The organism is Modestobacter roseus, assembly GCF_007994135.1.
Lineage (GTDB): Bacteria > Actinomycetota > Actinomycetes > Mycobacteriales > Geodermatophilaceae > Modestobacter > Modestobacter roseus.
This window is the reverse complement of record NZ_VLKF01000001.1, coordinates 1,661,864-1,677,581: the sequence shown is the minus strand read 5'-3', so window position 1 is coordinate 1,677,581 and position 15,718 is coordinate 1,661,864. Positions and strand designations below refer to the sequence as shown.

Below are 15,718 nucleotides of genomic sequence, written 5' to 3'. Positions count from 1 at the left end.
CCGCATGGCGGCAGGGGAACGGCAGCAGCTGGCCGGGCGGCTGCGCGGCTTCGGGACGACGGTGTTCGCGGAGATGAGCGCGCTGGCGGTCGCCACCGGGGCGATCAACCTGGGCCAGGGGTTCCCCGACGAGCCGGGCCCGCCCGAGGTGCTCGACGCCGCCCGCGCCGCGATCGGCACCGAGCTGGACCAGTACCCGCCGCTGCCCGGCCGGCCCGGCCTGCGGCAGGCGGTCGCCGAGCACCAGCAGCGGTTCGCCGGGCTGACCTACGACCCCGGCACCGAGGTGCTGGTGACCGCCGGCGCCACCGAGGCGCTGACCGCCGCCCTGCTGGCGCTGGTCGAGCCCGGCGACGAGGTCGTCGTCCTGGAGCCGATATACGACAGCTACGCCGCGGCTGTCGCGATGGCCGGGGGAGTGCTGCGCCCCGTCCCGCTCCGCCCGGGGTCCCCGCAGCCCGGCGGGGCCACCCACTGGACCTTCGACGAGGCGGAGCTGCGCGCGGCGGTCGGCCCGCGGACCCGGCTGCTGCTGCTCAACACCCCGCACAACCCCACCGGCACGGTGCTCACCCGCACCGAGCTGGCGCTGCTCGCCGACGTCGCCACCGCCGCGGACCTGCTGGTGCTCACCGACGAGGTCTACGAGCACCTGGTCTTCGCCGGCGCGGAGCACGTCTCGCCGGCCACCCTGCCGGGCATGCGCGAGCGCACCCTGGTGGTGAGCAGCGGCGGCAAGACCTTCCGCACCACCGGCTGGAAGGTCGGCTGGGTGTGCGGGCCGGCGGAGCTGGTGGCCGCCGTCCGCACCGCGAAGCAGTACCTGACGTTCGTCAACGCCGGGCCGCTGCAGCCGGCCATCGCGGCGGGGCTGCGGCTGCCGGACACGTACTTCACCGGCGCGGCGGCGGACCTGCAGCGCAAGCGCGACCTGCTCGTCGGCGGGCTGGTGGCGGCCGGGCTGCCGGTGCTCGGCCCGGAGGCCACCTACTTCGCCACCGTCGACGTCCGCCCGCTGCAGCCCGACGGCGACGGCGTGGCGTTCTGCCGGTCGTTGCCCGAGCGCGCCGGGGTGGTCGCGGTGCCGAGTGTGGTGTTCTACGACCCGGCGCACGCGCACCTGGGCCGGCACCTGGTGCGCTTCGCCTTCTGCAAGCGGGACGAGGTGCTCGGCGCTGCCGTCGAGCGGTTGCGGGGGATGGCATGAGGATCGCCGCGGTGCAGCACGACATCGTCTGGGAGGACCGGGCGGCGAACTACGACCGGCTGGCGCCGCAGGTGGCCCGCGCCGTCGGCGCCGGCGCGGAGCTGGTGCTGCTCACCGAGACCTTCTCCACCGGGTTCTCGATGACGCCGGGCATCAGCGAGCCCGAGGGCGGTCCGTCGGCACGGTTCCTCGCCGCCCAGGCCGCCGAGCACGGGGTGTGGGTGGCCGGCACCTGCCCGGAGGTCGACGCCGGCGGCGAGCTGCCGTTCAACACCTTCGTGCTGGCCGGGCCGGACGGCGGCACGCACCGGTACCGCAAGCTGCACCCGTTCGCGACCGAGCGGGAGCGGTTCCGCTCGGGCACCGGGCCGGTCACCGTCGAGGTCGGCGGGCTGCGGGTCACCCCGTTCATCTGCTACGACCTGCGGTTCGCGAACGTCTTCTGGGACGCCGCACCCGACACCGACGTCTACCTGGTGCCGGCCAACTGGCCTGCCGCCCGCCGGCACCACTGGCAGACGCTGCTGCGGGCCCGGGCGATCGAGAACCAGGCCTACGTCGTCGGGTGCAACCGGGTGGGCACCGCCGGTGACGGCGTGGAGCACGCCGGCGACAGCTGCGTCGTCAGCCCCAGCGGGGAGCCGCTGGCCACCGCGGCCGGCGTGGAGACGATCGTGCTGGCCGACGTCGACGCCGCCGAGGTGGCGGCCACCCGCGAGCGTTTCCCCTTCCTCGCCGACCGGCGCAGGTAGCGGCCGGGTCCGTCGACGGGCGGGGACGGTGCTCGTCGGCGACGATCGGGTGGTGACCGATCCCGCAGCGCCCACCCTCGCCGTGACCGGGTCGACCGGACGGCTCGGCGGCCGGGTCGCCCGGCTGCTCGCCGACGCCGGGGTCCGGCAGCGCCTCCTGGTGCGCGACCCGGCGCGGGCTCCGCAGCTGGCCGGCGCCACCGTGGCGGTCGCCCCCTACGCCGACGGGGCGGCGGCCCGGGAGGCGCTGACCGGCGTCGACACGCTCTTCATGGTGTCCGGCAGCGAGTCCGCCGACCGGGTCGACCAGCACCGCACCGTCCTCGACGCGGCGGCCGGGGCCGGCGTCGGGCACGTGGTCTACACCTCGTTCCTCGGCGCCGCCCCGGACGCGACGTTCCTGCTGGCCCGCGACCACTGGGCCACCGAGCAGCACGCCCGGTCGCTCGGCCTGACCACCACGTTCCTCCGCGACGGGCTGTACGCCGACGACCTGCCCGGGATGGTCGGCGACGACGGCGTGCTCCGCGGTCCGGCCGGTGACGGCCGGGCCTCGGTGGTCGCGATCAGCGACGTCGCCGACGTCGCGGTGACCGTGCTGCGGGACCCGGTGCGGCACGCCGGCGCGACCTACGACCTCACCGGCCCGGCGGCGCTCACCCTGACCGAGGTCGCCGCGACGGTCGCCGAGGTCACCGGCCGGGCGGCGCGCTACGAGCCGGAGACCGTCGAGGAGGCGTACGCCTCCCGGGCCCGCTACGACGCGCCCCGCTGGCTCGTCGACGCCTGGGTGTCCACCTACACGGCGATCGCCGCCGGCGAGCTGGCGGCCGTGAGCACCGCCGTCCCGGACCTGCTGGGCCGCCCGGCCACCCCGCTGGCCGAGGTGCTGCGGCAGTAGCCGAGGTGCCGGTCAGAAGCGGACCGGCAGCTCCTCGACGCCGTGCACGAACGAGAGCTCCCGCCAGCGCAGCTGCTCCTCCGGCACGGCGAGCGCCAGGTCGGGGAAGCGGCGGAACAGCGCCGGGAAGAGGATGCGCAGCTCCATCCGGGCCAGCTCCGCACCCACGCACCGGTGCACCCCGTGGCCGAAGGCGAGGTGGCTGCCGGTGGCCGTGCGCGCCGGGTCGAAGCGGTCGGGGTCGGCGCCCGCCCAGGCCGGGTCGCGGTCGGCGCCGCTGAGCGAGACGGCGACGGCGTCGCCCTCGCGGACGGGGCACCCGGCCACCTCCAGGTCCCGGGTGGCGAACCGGGGGAACGCCACCTGGACCACCGACAGGTAGCGCAGCAGCTCCTCGACCAGCCGGTCGACGTCGGCGGGTGAGCCGTCCCGGGCGAGCGCGGCGTGCGCGGGGTCGCGCAGCAGCACCGCGGTGCCCAGCGAGATCGAGCTCGCGGTGGTCTCGTACCCGCCGGTCACGATCCCGTCGACCAGCCCGGCGAGCTCGTCGTCGGAGACGGCGTCGCCCTCGGCCTGGATGATCCGCCCGATCAGACCCGTGCCCGGCGCGGAGCGCTGCCGGGCCACCACGTCCAGCAGGATCCGCTTCTGCTCCGACACCGCACCCAGCGCCGCCGACATGCCCCCGGTGGCGTCGAACCGCTGGGTGCCCAGCCGGAGGAACGCCTCGTGGTCGGCGTCGTCGAGCCCGAGCAGGTCGCAGATCACGTCCATCGGGACCCGCCAGGAGACCAGCTCGGCGAGGTCGGCCGGCGACCCCGCGGCGGCCAGCTCGTCCAGCCGGTGGGCCACGGTGGCCTCGACCGCCGGCTCCAGCCCGGCCAGCCGCTGCCGGGTGAACTCCGGGGCCACGAGCTTGCGCAGCCGGGTGTGCAGCGGCGGGTCGGTGAAGCCGAGGCCGCCGACGTCCGCGGTCGAACCGGGGCCGGCGTCGCCGAACAGGTGCCGGATGTCGTTGCTGTAGGAGCTGCGGTCGGCGAGCACGGTGCGCGCCTGGTCGTAGCCGGTCACCAGGTGGACGGCGAAGCCGAAGGGCAGGTCCAGCCGCTCCACCGGGCAGCGGGCGCGCAGCTCGGCGAGCTCGGGCACCGGGTCGGTGCCGGTGCGCAGCAGGGGCAGCCGGGCGGCCTCGGGCAGGAACGTCAGCGAGGCGACGTCGAGGCCCTTCGCGCGGATCCGGCGTTGCGCCAGCCGGCCCAGCACCGTCCCGATCGCTGCGCGGGGTCCGCGCCGTCGCCGGCGTGGTGGAACGTCGTTCGCAGGCATGCTCCCCGTCCAACTCGACTGTGCGTGGGCCATCGACTCTGCGTGTGCCACTGGCTGCCCCGACCATCCCACGCATCCCTGTGCGGGTGGTGGACGGCTCGTCGGGCGTGGTGGACTGGCCCGGTGACCACACCGCAGCCCTGGTCGGCCGGCAGCTGGACCGCCCCACCGGCAGCCGTGACCACCGACGGCCCGGACCTGCTCGTCACCGCCGTCGAGGGCAGCGACGCCTGGCGGCACACCTCCTACGGCTTCGTGCACGACGACGCCCATGCGCTGCTGGCCCCGCTGGGCGACCCGGGCGCGGTCGAGGTGACCGTCGACGTCGACTACGACCAGCAGTTCGACCAGGCCGGGCTGGTGCTGCGCGCCGGCGCCGAGACCTGGCTCAAGGCCGGCGTCGAGTTCTCCGACGGGGCCCCGCAGCTGGGCGCCGTGGTCACCCTGGGCCGCTCGGACTGGTCGGTGTCGCCGGTGCCGGAGTGGGCCGGCCGCACGGTCACCGTGCGGGCCAGCCGCTCCGGCGACGCGGTGACCGTGCGGGCCCGGGTCGACGACGAGCCGTTCCGGCTGGTCCGGGTGGCCGCCTTCCCGCCCGGCGTCCCGGTGGGCGCCGGCCCGTACTGCTGCGCCCCGACCCGGGCGGGCCTGGTGGTCCGGTTCCGCCGGTGGGCGACCGGACCGGCCGACGCCGCCCTGCACTGATCCCGGGGCTCAGACCTCGTCGTTGGGGTAGCTGACCCCGAGCTGCCGACGGACGCCGTCGAGCAGCTCCATCGTCGCGACGGTGTCGGCCACCGGCATGGTGGGGCTCTCGGTGAGCCCGGCCTGGATGCAGCGGGTGGCCTCGCGCAGCTCCCACGGGTAGCCCGAGCCGATCAGCGGGAACTCCTCGGTGCGCAGCGGGCCCTCGCCGGCCTGCACGTCCAGCCGGGTGGGCCGGTACACCGCGTGCTCGCCGGTGGTGCGGATCCAGCCGTCGGTGCCGCAGACCAGCGCGGTGTGCGGCGAGCGGGCCAGCAGCGACGTGGTCAGCTGGGCCTGCGCACAGGTGGGCCACTGCAGCGACAGCGCGGCCTGGGCGTCCACGCCCTCGCCGTTGAGCGTGCCGACGGCGGTCACCTCCGCGGGCCGGCCCAGGGTGCCCCACGCCCACAGCAGCGGGTAGACGGCGAGGTCGAGCAGCGAGCCGCCGCCGTCGGCCCGGGCCCAGATCCGGGCGGTCGGGTCGGCGGGGGCGGGGAAGCCGACCTCGGCGGCCACCCACTGCACGGTGCCGATCTCCCCGGAGGCGGCGATGGCCATCGCCCGCTGGAACGCGGGCAGGAAGCGGGTCCACACCGCCTCCATCAGGAACAGCCCCCGGTCCCGGGCCAGCTCGGCGACCTCGCGGGCCTCGCGGGCGTTGATGGTGAGCGGCTTCTCGCAGAGCACGTGCTTGCCCGCGGTCAGCGCCGCCCGCACCACCGCGGCGTGCTGGGCGTGCGGGGTGGCGACGTAGACCGCCTCGACCTCCGGGTCGGCCAGCAGCTGGTCCAGGCCGGTGCCGCCGTCGCCGTCGGCGTACCAGGACGCGAAGCCGAACTGCTCGGCGAAGGCCTGCGCGCGCCCGGCGTCGCGGGAGCTCACCGCCTGCAGCACGGCGTCGGGGAGCAGCGCGAGGTCGGCGGTCACGGTGGCGGCGATGGAGCCGGTGGCGACCACGCCCCACCGGACGGGACGGCCGGTGGCCTCCCGCGGGTCGGCGTCGGCGGGGAGGGCGGGCACGGCGATGAACGGGGAGGTCACCCGGGGAACGCTAGAGCAGCCGCCCGGGGCCGGCCGGACTCAGGCGGCCGGTCCGCGCGACCTGGCGGGTGAACCAGCCGTGGAGCTCGGTGGCGCGTCCGGCCTGCGCGGAGGCCAGCGCCGGCGCGTGCTGCGGCAGGAACCAGGGCGGAGGAGGAGCGTGCACGTGACGCGTCAGCCGTCCGCCGCCACCGGTCCCCGAGCCCGGCAGGCGCCCCCGGCGGATCGGCGGTTCCCGGTCCGTTCCGCCGTCCGCGCTCCCACCTGTCACAGTGGAGGGGGACCGGTGCCGCGCGCTCGAGGACGAGCGGGCGAGGTGCACCGGTGGATGGACCGGCCCGGAGACGGGGCCGGGGGATGTCGAGAGCAGGGAAGAGACGGATGCCCCAGGGCACGGTGAAGTGGTTCAACGCGGAGAAGGGATTCGGGTTCATCGAATCCGACGAGGGCGGCGAGGACGTCTTCGTGCACTTCTCCGCCATCGCGGACGACGGTGGTTTCCGCAGCCTGGACGAGGGACAGCGGGTGGAGTTCTCCGCCAGCCCGGGTCAGCGCGGCCTGCAGGCCGACGCGGTGCAGCCGCTCGGCGGCGCACCCCGGCGGGGTCGTGAGCAGTCGGGCCGTGAGCAGTCCCGGCGGGACGAGCCCCGCGAGGAGTACGGCCGCCGGCCGGAGCGGGCGCCGCGCCACGGCGGCGGCGGCAGCGAGGGCACCGTCCGCTGGTTCAACGCGGACAAGGGCTTCGGGTTCATCGAGCCCGACGACGGCGGCGAGGACGTGTTCGTGCACTTCTCCGCCATCGCCGACCACGGCGGGTACCGCAGCCTGGACGAGGGGCAGCGGGTCTCCTTCACCGCCAGCCCCGGCCAGCGCGGCATGCAGGCCGACTCGGTCGAGGCGCTGGGCCGCGGGCCGGCGCGGGAGCAGTTCGACCGGCGCGACGACCGGCGGGACGACCGGCGGCGGGACGAGCGCCCCGCGCGCGGCCGCGGCGGTGCCGGGTCCGAGGGCACGGTGAAGTGGTTCAACGCGGACAAGGGCTTCGGCTTCATCGAGCCCGATGACGGCGGGCAGGACGTGTTCGTGCACTTCTCCGTCATCGCCGACGACGGCGGGTACCGCAGCCTGGACGAGGGGCAGCGGGTCTCCTTCACCGCCAGCCCCGGCGACCGCGGCCCGCAGGCCGACTCGGTCGAGCCCATCGGCGGCGGCGGACGGCCGTCGCGGGGTGGCCGGGACTCCTACGGGGACTCCCGTGGCCGTGACTCCTACGGCCGGGACGACCGCTACCGCGACGAGCGGCCGGCGCGGGAGTCCCGCCCGGCTCGCCGCAGCGGCGGGGGCGGCGGCGGCCAGGGCACGGTGAAGTGGTTCAACGCGGAGAAGGGCTTCGGGTTCATCGAGCCCGATGACGGCGGCGAGGACGTGTTCGTGCACTTCTCCGCCATCGCCGACCGGGGCGGCTACCGCAGCCTGGACGAGGGCCAGCGGGTGGAGTTCTCCGCCCGGCCGGGCGACCGGGGGCTGCAGGCGGAGGACGTCCAGCCGCTCTGACCCAGCGGTCGTGACCCGACTGTGGGCCGCCGGGTGACCGGCGGCCCACAGCCGTCCCACGCGCACGTCCCGGGTCGGCAGGTCAGCCGGTCGCAGCCCGCACGGGTGGGTCCAGCTCAGACCGGCGTGCCGCCGTCCCGGTGGTGGCCGTGGGCGGGTGCGCCCTGCTCCAGCCAGCGGGCGGTGGTCTCCGGTTCCCGCCGCAGCAGCTCGTCCAGCAGCGCCGACCGCAGGTCGGCCAGCTCGACGCGGGTGACCGGCGACACCGGCCGGCGCAGCTGCTCGCCGGTGGCCGTCCAGGTGGCGAACAGCTGGTCGGTGGTCAGCTGGTCGACCGGGCGGCGCGGCAGGTCCGGCACGTCGGTTCGAGGCGCCGTCTCCCGGCGTCCGGTCTCTCGGCGTCCGGCCTCCCGGGATGCGGTCTCCCGGGGTGTCGCTACGCCCTGCCGGGCCGGCGGCGCCTCGCTGGTGTCCAGCTCGGCCAGCCACCCGGCGGCCGTCACGGCGCACAGCACCAGCAGCAGCGGGACCACCAGCGTGCCCGCGGTGCCCAGCATCCCGATGCCGGTGGCGAACGGCAGCAGCAGCACGCCGATGCCGGCGGCGTAGACCGCCCGGCGGCGGGCGGCCGCCGAACCCGGGAAGCCCGGGTCGGCCAGGGCGACCGTCACGCCGATGGCCGCACCGGCGAGCAGCCCGACCAGCAGCAGGGACGTCAGCGACGTCGCGGTGGCGCCCAGCAGGGCGGTGCCCACGTACAGCGCGGGGGCGGCGAGCCGGCTGGCCCGGACCACCCCGCGCCAGAGCCGGGCCGACGGTCGGGACGAGGGGGTCGGCATCTCGGGCCTCCTGGGGTCGGCGGGGAGGTGGTGCCATCGGTGTGCTCGGGGACACACCCGATGGCACCTCAGGCGCGGGATCGTCACGAGATCTCCACGTGCGGATGGGGCCCGCCGCCCCTGGTCCGCACCCGCCCGACGCGCCTAGGGTCGCCAGGCTCGAACCAGTGCGGCCGGGACCGGGGAGGAGGGGCGATGGGCCAGTCCGTCCCCACCGACCCCGCGCGCACCGACCCCGCGCGCACCGGCCCGCCCCGGCCGGCCTGCCCGCCACCTCCCCGCCGGTGGACCCGCCGCCGCTCACCGAACCGGTGGCGCCCCGCAGCCGGACCCCCCGCGAGGATCTCGCCGCGGGGCCCAGCGGACGGTCCGGGCTGCCGGGGGAAGCCCCACCGTGGTTGCGGCGGGGCGTGGTGCTGGTCTTCCTCTCCCTCGCCGTCTTCCAGGTCGCGCTGTGGGCGTTCGGCAACCTGCGCGGCTTCCTGGGGCTGGTGTTCTGCGCGTGGCTGTTCTCCGTCGGGGTCGAGCCGGTGGTGGACGCGCTGGCCCGCCGTGGGCTGCGCAGGGGGGCGGCCACCGGGCTGGTGCTGCTCGGCCTGGTCGGCCTGATCGCGGCCTTCGTGGGCGTCTTCGGCGCGCTGCTGGTCGACCAGCTCGGTCAGCTGATCAGCGCGCTGCCCGGCTTCGTGCGCGACGGGGTGGCGTGGGTCAACCGGACCTTCGACGCGGAGTTCAGCGCCGGGGACGTCGTCGAGTCGCTCCAGCTCACCCCCGCGCGGCTGCAGACGCTCGCCCAGGAGCTGACCCCGGGCGTGGTGGGGATCGTCTCCTCGCTGGTCGGGCTGGTGTTCCAGCTGCTCACCTTCCTGCTGTTCGCCTTCTACATGTCCGCGCAGGGGCCGCAGCTGCGGCGGACGGTCTCCCGCTGGTTCCCGCCGCGGCACCAGCGGGTGATCGCCACGGTGTGGGAGATCGCCGTGGCGAAGACCGGCGGTTACCTGGTGTCCCGGCTGGTGCTCGCCGCGATCAGCACGCTGCTGACCGGCGTCGTCCTGTGGCTGCTCGGGGTGCCGTTCTGGCTGCCTCTGGCGATCTGGACCGGTGCGGTCTCCCAGTTCGTGCCGACCATCGGCACCTACCTGGCCATCGGGGTGCCCGCCCTGGTCGCGCTGTCCGGCCAGCCCGCCGACGCGGTCGCGGTGGTCGCGTTCGGCGTCGTCTACCAGCAGGTCGAGAACTACCTGCTCGGCCCGCGGATCACCGCCCGCACCGTCCAGGTGCACCCGGCGGTGGCGCTCGGGGCGGTCATCGTGGGGGCCGCGCTCTTCGGCGCCGTCGGGGCGCTGGTGGCGATCCCGGTGGTCGCCGCGGTGCAGGCGGTCATCGAGACCTACGGACGCCGGTACGAGCTGGTCGCGGTCGAGGACGAGCCGCCCGGCGGGGACTGACCTGCGGCCCACCTGCCGTGCGTGGTTCGCTGTCCGGGTGACCACCGAACCGGTGCCGCACTGGGTCCGCAGCTACGCCCCCGGGGTGCCTGCCCGGGTGGACGTGCCCGAGCAGACCGTCGGCGACCTGCTGACCGAGGCCGCGGCGCGCTTCCCCGACCGCGCGGCGCTGGACTTCTCCGGGGCCGCCACGAGCTACGCCGAGCTCCGCGACCAGGTGGCCCGCGCAGCAGAGGCGCTGCGCCGGCTCGGCGTCGGCCCCGGCGACCGGGTGGCCCTGGTGCTGCCCAACTGCCCGCAGCACGTCGTCGCGTTCTACGCCGCGCTGCGGCTCGGGGCGGTGGTGGTCGAGCACAACCCGCTGTACACCGCCGATGAGCTGCGGACCCAGTTCGCCGACCACGGCGCGACCGTCGCGGTCGTCTGGGACAAGGTCGCCCCGCTGGTGCAGGGGCTGGACCTCCCCGGCCGGCGCACCGTCGTCGCCGTCGACCTGACCCGGGCGCTGCCGTGGCCGAAGCGGCTCGCGCTGCGGCTGCCGGTGCCGAAGGCCCGGGCCACCCGGTCGGCCATCACCGGCCCGGCGCCCGGTGCGCTGGGCTGGGAGCACCTCGTCGCCGAGGCACCCGCGCTGGACCCGGCGCACCCGGGGCCGGCGCACACCGACGTCGCGCTGCTGCAGTACACCGGCGGCACCACCGGCACCCCGAAGGGCGCGGTGCTCACCCACCGGAACCTGCTGGCCAACGTCACCCAGTCGGTGGCGTGGGTGCCGGGGCTGCGGGAGGGGGAGGAGGTCTTCTACGGCGTCCTGCCGCTCTTCCACGCCTACGGGATGCTGCTGGGCCTGGTCGCCGCCGTCCGGCTGGGCGCGACGCTGGTGCTCTTCCCGCGGTTCGACATCGACCAGGTGCTGAGCGCGGCCCGCCGGCTGCCGCCCACCTTCCTGCCGGCGGTGCCGCCGGTGTACGACCGGCTGGCCACCGCCGCCGCCGAACGTGGCGCCGACCTGTCCAGCACCCGGTTCGCCCTGTCCGGGGCCATGCCGCTGCCCGCCGCGACGGCGCAGCGGTGGGAGGAGCTCACCGGCGGGCTGGTCGTGGAGGGCTACGGGATGACCGAGACCTCACCGATCGTGCTGGGCAACCCGGTCGGCCCGTCCCGCCGGCCGGGCACCGTCGGCCTGCCCTTCCCCTCGACGGAGATGCGGATCGTCGACCCGGAGGACCCGGCCGTCGAGCGGGCACCGGGGGAGCGGGGGAGCTGCTGGTGCGCGGGCCGCAGGTGTTCTCCGGCTACTGGAACCGGCCGGAGGAGACCGCCGAGGTGCTGCTGGCCGACGGCTGGCTGCGCACCGGCGACATCGTGGTCGCCGACGACGACGGCTTCGTCACCGTGGTCGACCGGATCAAGGAACTGGTCATCACCGGCGGCTTCAACGTGCACCCCTCGGAGGTCGAGGAGGTGCTCCGGGCCGTGCCCGGCATCCGGGACGCCGCCGTGGTCGGGCTGCCCGGCCCGGACGGCGGTGAGGAGGTCGTCGCCGCCGTCGTGCTCGACGACCCGGACCTGGACCTCGATGCCGTGCGCGCCCGGGCCCGCGAGCAGCTGGCCGGCTACAAGGTGCCGCGCCGGCTGGTGCCGGTCGAGGACCTGCCCCGCTCGCAGATCGGCAAGGTGCTGCGCCGTCAGGTGCGCGACCAGCTGCTGGCGGACTGACCCGCGCCGGCGCTGCTCAGCGCCCGGTGGGCTCGGCAGCCGTCTCGGGCTCGGCGGCCGTCTCGGGCTCCCGCAGGGCGCCGGCGATCGCGGTGGCGACGGCGAGCAGCACGGCCACCACGGTCAGCGCGCGCAGCACCGACAGCTCGTGGCCGAGGAAGCCGATCAGCGGCGGGCCGGCCAGGAACGCGCAGTAGCCGATCGAGGCGACCACGCTGACCCGGGTCGCGGCGTGCGCCGGGTCGTCGGCGGCGGCGCTCATGCCGACCGGGAAGCCCAGCGAGGTGCCGGCGCCCCACAGCAGCGCGCCGGCGAAGGCGACGCCCGCGTTCGGGCCGAACACGAACAGCAGCAGCCCGACCACCGCCAGCCCGGCGAGGGCCCGCACCAGCGGCACCCGGCCGAAGCGGTCGAGCAGCGGCGGACCGACCCAGCGGGCCGCGGTCATCGCGGTGAGGAACAGCGCGAAGCCCAGGGTGCCCAGCGCGGGGCTGAGGCCGTAGCCGTCGATGAGCGCGATGCTGATCCAGTCGTTCGCCGTCCCCTCGGCGAAGGCGAAGGCCAGCACGAACAGGCCGATCAGCAGGGTGCGCGGCTCCTTCCACCGGGCGAGCGCGCCACCGGCCTCCGGCGGGCGCGCGCCGTCCGGGGTCTCCTCGACGTCGGCGACGAACGCCCGCACCGCCGCGGGCACCACCGCCACGATCAGGACGGCGACGCCGAGCAGGTGCGCGGTGACCGACACGTCGAGGGCGACCATCGCCGCCCCGCCCAGCGCGCCGATGACCGTGCCGAGGCTGAAACCGGCGTGGAAGCGGCTCATCACAGCCTGGCGCAGGTGCCGCTCCACCACGGCGCCCTGCACGTTCATGCCGACGTCCCAGGCGCCGTTCGCGAAGCCCATGACGAACAGCCCGACCACCAGCGGGAGCACGCCGATCAGCGGTGCCACCGCCACGACGACCAGCGCGACGGTGAGCAGCCCGGCCATCAGGGTCACCGTGCGCCGGGAGCCCAGCCGGGCGATCACCGGCCCGGACAGCGGCAGCGCGCTCACCGACCCGGCGGCGATCGCCAGCAGCACCAGGCCCAGCGCGGCCGGGTCGAGGTCCAGCCGGGTGCGCACCTGTGGGATGCGCGAGGCCCAGCTGGCGAAGGCGAAGCCGGCCCCGATGAAGGCGACGTAGGTCGCCCGGGTGGCGGCCTGCACCTGTGCGGCCGACGGCCCGGTCGCGTCGGTGGTGGCGGTCATGCGTGCTCCTCGGAGGCGGTGCCGGCCCGCACGACGCGGGCGATGATCTCGGTGGTCTGGGCCCGGTCGACCGGGGTGGTGGCCAGCACCTTGTGCATGACCAGCCCCTCGATGAGGGCGTCGACGCCGCGGGCGGTGGTCGGGTCGACGAAGCGCTCCAGCACGCTGCGGCTGCGGCGCATCCACGACTCGGTGACCGTGCGCAGCGACGGCTCGCGCAGCGCGGCCAGGTACAGCTCGTAGACGACCGCCCAGTCCCGGTCGTCGGCGCCGGCGTCGGCGTGCACCAGGTCGGTGACCGCCGTGACGACGTCGTCGGCGCTGCGCACCTGGTCGAAGTGCGCCTCGTAGGTGACCGCCATGCGCTCGGCGTGCCGGGCGAAGGCCTGGGCGAGCAGGTCGTCGAGGCCGGTGAAGTGGTAGGTGAGCGACCCCAGCGGCACGTCGGCGGCGGCCGCGATGAGCCGGTGCGTGGTGTTCGCGACGCCGTGCTCGGCGATGACGTCCAGCGCCGCGTCGACGATCCGGTCGGCACGCTGCGGGTCGTGGCGGCGGGGGGTCACCCGATCTCGCGGACGACGCGTGCGGGGTTGCCGACCGCGACCACGTTCGCGGGCAGGTCGCGGGTGACCACGGCGCCGGCTCCGACGACGGTGTTCGCCCCGATCGTCACGCCCGGGCAGACGATGACGCCGCCACCGAGCCACACGTTGTCCTCGAGCACGATCGGTGCCGCGCTCTCCCACTTGTCGCGCCGGGGGCCGGGCTCGACGGGGTGGGTGGCGGTGAGCAGCTGGACGTTGGGCCCGAGCTGCGCGTCGTCGCCGATGGTCACCCGGGCGACGTCGAGCACGACCAGGCCGAAGTTGGCGAAGGTCCGCGCACCGATCGTCGTCTGGTGGCCGTAGTCGCAGTGGAACGGCGGGCGCAGCTCGCTGCCCGGGCCGAACGCCGCCAGCAGCTCCTCCAGCACCGCACGGCGGGCGGCGCCGTCGGTGGGGTCCATCGTGTTGTAGCGATGGGTGAGCTGCTGCGCGCGGGTGCTCTCGGCGGCCAGCTCCGGGTCGTCGGCGATGTAGAGGTCGCCGGCGAGCATCCGCTCGCGCATGCTGCGGCCGTCGTCCATGTGTACAACCGTACACAACGGTGGTGCTGGTGTGTTGATGCTCGTGGCGGCGGGTGAGGCGACCCGTGCCCGCCTTGCCGCGCGACCGGCGTGGGGTCGGGCGACACGAGCCGGCCCACATTCCGTCTCCTCGCTGACCTGCCAGAACTGTCGTACCTCGTACGTATGTTCGGGTGCATGACGGAGACCGCGGCCCTGCCCCCGCCGTCGGTCCCGCTCGCCACGGTGGTCGACCTGCTGTCACTGACCCCCAGGCCAGCGTGCGCACCGGCGCCGGGATCGCCGGATGACCTGCTGGCCGCGCGGCTGCAGCGGCTGCAGCGGCGGCGGGCCCAGGCTGCCGCGGAGGAGGCCGAGCTGATCCTGGCGTTGGCCGGGCAGCGGCCTGCCGCGGCGGATCCGGCGCCGGAGCATCCGGGTGCGCGGCGGGCGGGGTGGACGGCGCAGCCGGGTGACGGTGAGGTGAGTGAGTTCTGCACCGCGGAGCTGGCGGCCGTGCTCAACGTCGGGCGGGGGACGGCGGCGATCCGGTTGACCCGGGCGTTGACCTGGGTGCGGAAGCTGCCCGCGACGTTCGCGGCGCTGCGGGCTGGGGAGCTGGATGAGCGGCGGGCGCAGCAGCTGGCTGATGCGGTGAAGGACGTCCCCGCCGACGTGGCCGCCCGGGTGGAGGAACGACTGCTGGGTGAGGCGCGGGATCTGTCGGTGACCCGGGTCGGTACCCGGGCCGCGGAGCTGGTGCTGCAGCTGGACGCCGCGGCGGCGGAGGAGGCGCGGGTGGAGGCGGCGAAGACCGCCGACGTGCACGTCTACCCCTCACCTGCTGATGGGCGGGCGGTGCTGGCGGTGGACCTGCCGGCCGAGGAGGCCGCTGCGGCGAAGGACTTGTTCGACCAGCTCGCCCGGATGTTGAAGGCCGATGGGGACGAGCGGCCGATCGGGCTGCTGCGCACGCTGGTGGCCTCCGCGCTGATCCTGCACCCGGCCGACAACGGGCTGCCGCTGGTCACCGCGAACCTGAGGATCACCGCCGCGCTGGACGCGTTGGAGGGCGGGAACACGCCGGGTGAGGTCAACGGCCTGGTCATCACCGCCGCCCACCTGCGCGACCTGCTCACCCGCCTGGCCGCACTCGGCGTCACCACCCCCGACGGCGGGTCCCTGGCCTACGCGGTCACCGGCCCGGACGGGGAACTGCTGGCCACTCTCACCCCCGCCGAACTGGAGCGGCTGGCCAAGCGTGGCTGCCCGCAGCACCCCGCGGGCGACTGCGGGTGTGCGGTAGCCGGGCCGCCGCCAGAGACCACGAACTACCGGCCCACCGAGCGGCAGCGAGCCTTCATCGGTGCCCGGGATCGGCGCTGCCGGTTCCCCAACTGCGGGCAGCGCGTGGGCTGGGCCGACCTCGACCACGTCGTCCCGCACTCGCAGGGCGGGGCCACCGCCTGCGCCAACCTCTGCTGCCTGTGCCGCTCCCATCACCGGCTCAAGACCCACGCCCCCGGCTGGCGGTTCGCCATGACCCCCGACGGCACCCTGCAGGTCACCACCCCGTCCGGGGTCACCCGCAGCACCCGCCCACCCGGCCTCCGACCACGAGAACCCGAACCACCACCGCCGCCCGAGTCACCACCCGATCCGACAGCCGGACCGCCTCCACCAGCGGAGTCCAGGTCCACCGACGACGACCCGCCACCCTTCTGAGTCGACCCGGGAGAGGTCGCCATGCCGCCATGTCGACGAGCCCGCTCGGTGCCCGTGTCGACGTGTCCTCTCGACGAGGTGGGGCGACCGACGGTGGGAGCG

14 protein-coding genes and 1 pseudogene are annotated in these 15,718 nt (G+C 75.7%); 9 read left to right on the top strand and 6 right to left on the bottom strand.

The window, feature by feature from the left end:
* Positions 1-4 precede the first annotated feature (4 nt).
* The 3 genes from JD78_RS07965 to JD78_RS07955 are packed head-to-tail and all read left to right on the top strand — an operon-like array spanning position 5 to position 2,860.
* The gene (locus tag JD78_RS07965; protein ID WP_153362103.1) at positions 5-1,207 is read left to right on the top strand and encodes a pyridoxal phosphate-dependent aminotransferase; all 1,203 of its coding nucleotides are present in this window, start codon (positions 5-7) and stop codon (positions 1,205-1,207) included.
* Positions 1,204-1,959 carry a nitrilase-related carbon-nitrogen hydrolase gene (locus JD78_RS07960; protein WP_153362102.1) on the top strand — a complete coding sequence of 252 codons (756 nt, stop codon included), beginning with the start codon at positions 1,204-1,206 and terminating at the stop codon, positions 1,957-1,959. Before JD78_RS07965 ends, JD78_RS07960 begins: the two co-directional genes overlap by 4 nt.
* 52 nt (positions 1,960-2,011) lie before the next feature.
* Positions 2,012-2,860, top strand: coding sequence for an SDR family oxidoreductase (locus JD78_RS07955; protein ID WP_153362101.1), 849 nt, complete (start codon positions 2,012-2,014; stop codon positions 2,858-2,860).
* Between the two features lie 12 nt (positions 2,861-2,872).
* Here the strand turns inward: JD78_RS07955 and JD78_RS07950 are convergent, their stop codons facing one another.
* A complete protein-coding gene (locus JD78_RS07950) occupies positions 2,873-4,186 on the bottom strand; it encodes a cytochrome P450 (RefSeq protein ID WP_153362100.1) in 1,314 nt (437 codons plus the stop codon).
* Between the two features lie 123 nt (positions 4,187-4,309).
* Between JD78_RS07950 and JD78_RS07945 the strand changes: the two genes are divergently transcribed.
* Positions 4,310-4,891, top strand: a complete 582-nt coding sequence (locus JD78_RS07945; protein ID WP_153362099.1) for a DUF1349 domain-containing protein — start codon at positions 4,310-4,312, stop codon at positions 4,889-4,891.
* Positions 4,892-4,900: 9 nt separating this feature from the next.
* On the opposite strand, the gene JD78_RS07940 is transcribed toward JD78_RS07945, so the two are convergent.
* Positions 4,901-5,974: a Gfo/Idh/MocA family protein gene (locus JD78_RS07940; RefSeq protein ID WP_153362098.1), complete on the bottom strand. Its 1,074-nt coding sequence runs from the start codon at positions 5,972-5,974 to the stop codon at positions 4,901-4,903.
* 381 nt (positions 5,975-6,355) lie between these two features.
* On the opposite strand from JD78_RS07940, the gene JD78_RS22950 reads away from it, so the two are divergent.
* Complete coding sequence (locus JD78_RS22950; RefSeq protein WP_438861322.1) at positions 6,356-7,528, top strand: cold-shock protein; 1,173 nt, start codon at positions 6,356-6,358, stop codon at positions 7,526-7,528.
* Between the two features lie 116 nt (positions 7,529-7,644).
* On the opposite strand, the gene JD78_RS07920 is transcribed toward JD78_RS22950, so the two are convergent.
* Positions 7,645-8,367: a hypothetical protein gene (locus tag JD78_RS07920; RefSeq protein ID WP_153362097.1), complete on the bottom strand. Its 723-nt coding sequence runs from the start codon at positions 8,365-8,367 to the stop codon at positions 7,645-7,647.
* Positions 8,368-8,777: 410 nt separating this feature from the next.
* Between JD78_RS07920 and JD78_RS07915 the strand changes: the two genes are divergently transcribed.
* From JD78_RS07915 to JD78_RS21715, 3 genes and pseudogenes are all read left to right on the top strand, one after another.
* Positions 8,778-9,815 (top strand): AI-2E family transporter, encoded by a 1,038-nt coding sequence (locus JD78_RS07915; RefSeq protein WP_243731001.1) that lies wholly within the window; start codon positions 8,778-8,780, stop codon positions 9,813-9,815.
* A gap of 37 nt (positions 9,816-9,852) precedes the next feature.
* Positions 9,853-11,034: pseudogene (locus JD78_RS22870) on the top strand (AMP-binding protein); the annotation flags it as partial.
* Positions 11,035-11,084: 50 nt separating this feature from the next.
* Positions 11,085-11,534: an AMP-binding enzyme gene (locus JD78_RS21715; protein WP_208104034.1), complete on the top strand. Its 450-nt coding sequence runs from the start codon at positions 11,085-11,087 to the stop codon at positions 11,532-11,534.
* Between the two features lie 16 nt (positions 11,535-11,550).
* Here the strand turns inward: JD78_RS21715 and JD78_RS07905 are convergent, their stop codons facing one another.
* From JD78_RS07905 to JD78_RS07895, 3 genes are read right to left on the bottom strand one after another with little or no spacing between them, the layout of a single operon-like run.
* Complete coding sequence (locus JD78_RS07905) at positions 11,551-12,786, bottom strand: MFS transporter (protein ID WP_153362094.1); 1,236 nt, start codon at positions 12,784-12,786, stop codon at positions 11,551-11,553.
* Positions 12,783-13,349 (bottom strand): TetR/AcrR family transcriptional regulator, encoded by a 567-nt coding sequence (locus JD78_RS07900; protein ID WP_153362093.1) that lies wholly within the window; start codon positions 13,347-13,349, stop codon positions 12,783-12,785. Before JD78_RS07900 ends, JD78_RS07905 begins: the two co-directional genes overlap by 4 nt.
* Positions 13,346-13,912, bottom strand: coding sequence for a sugar O-acetyltransferase (locus JD78_RS07895; protein WP_153362092.1), 567 nt, complete (start codon positions 13,910-13,912; stop codon positions 13,346-13,348). The genes JD78_RS07900 and JD78_RS07895 overlap by 4 nt, the downstream gene beginning before the upstream one ends.
* Positions 13,913-14,089: 177 nt before the next feature.
* Here JD78_RS07895 and JD78_RS07890 point away from each other — a divergent pair, with 177 nt between their 5' ends.
* Positions 14,090-15,616: an HNH endonuclease signature motif containing protein gene (locus JD78_RS07890; RefSeq protein WP_166521067.1), complete on the top strand. Its 1,527-nt coding sequence runs from the start codon at positions 14,090-14,092 to the stop codon at positions 15,614-15,616.
* The last annotated feature ends 102 nt before the right edge of the window (positions 15,617-15,718 follow it).

What these genes read in the sequence shown, in the direction of transcription:
- JD78_RS07890 (WP_166521067.1), top strand. Translation starts at nt 14,090, where the DNA reads ATGACGGAGACCGCGGCCCTGCCCCCGCCGTCGGTCCCGCTCGCCACG.
- JD78_RS07965 (WP_153362103.1), top strand. Translation starts at nt 5, where the DNA reads ATGGCGGCAGGGGAACGGCAGCAGCTGGCCGGGCGGCTGCGCGGCTTC.
- JD78_RS07920 (WP_153362097.1), bottom strand. Translation starts at nt 8,367, where the DNA reads ATGCCGACCCCCTCGTCCCGACCGTCGGCCCGGCTCTGGCGCGGGGTG.
- JD78_RS07895 (WP_153362092.1), bottom strand. Translation starts at nt 13,912, where the DNA reads ATGGACGACGGCCGCAGCATGCGCGAGCGGATGCTCGCCGGCGACCTC.
- JD78_RS07905 (WP_153362094.1), bottom strand. Translation starts at nt 12,786, where the DNA reads ATGACCGCCACCACCGACGCGACCGGGCCGTCGGCCGCACAGGTGCAG.
- JD78_RS22950 (WP_438861322.1), top strand. Translation starts at nt 6,356, where the DNA reads ATGCCCCAGGGCACGGTGAAGTGGTTCAACGCGGAGAAGGGATTCGGG.
- JD78_RS07960 (WP_153362102.1), top strand. Translation starts at nt 1,204, where the DNA reads ATGAGGATCGCCGCGGTGCAGCACGACATCGTCTGGGAGGACCGGGCG.
- JD78_RS07950 (WP_153362100.1), bottom strand. Translation starts at nt 4,186, where the DNA reads ATGCCTGCGAACGACGTTCCACCACGCCGGCGACGGCGCGGACCCCGC.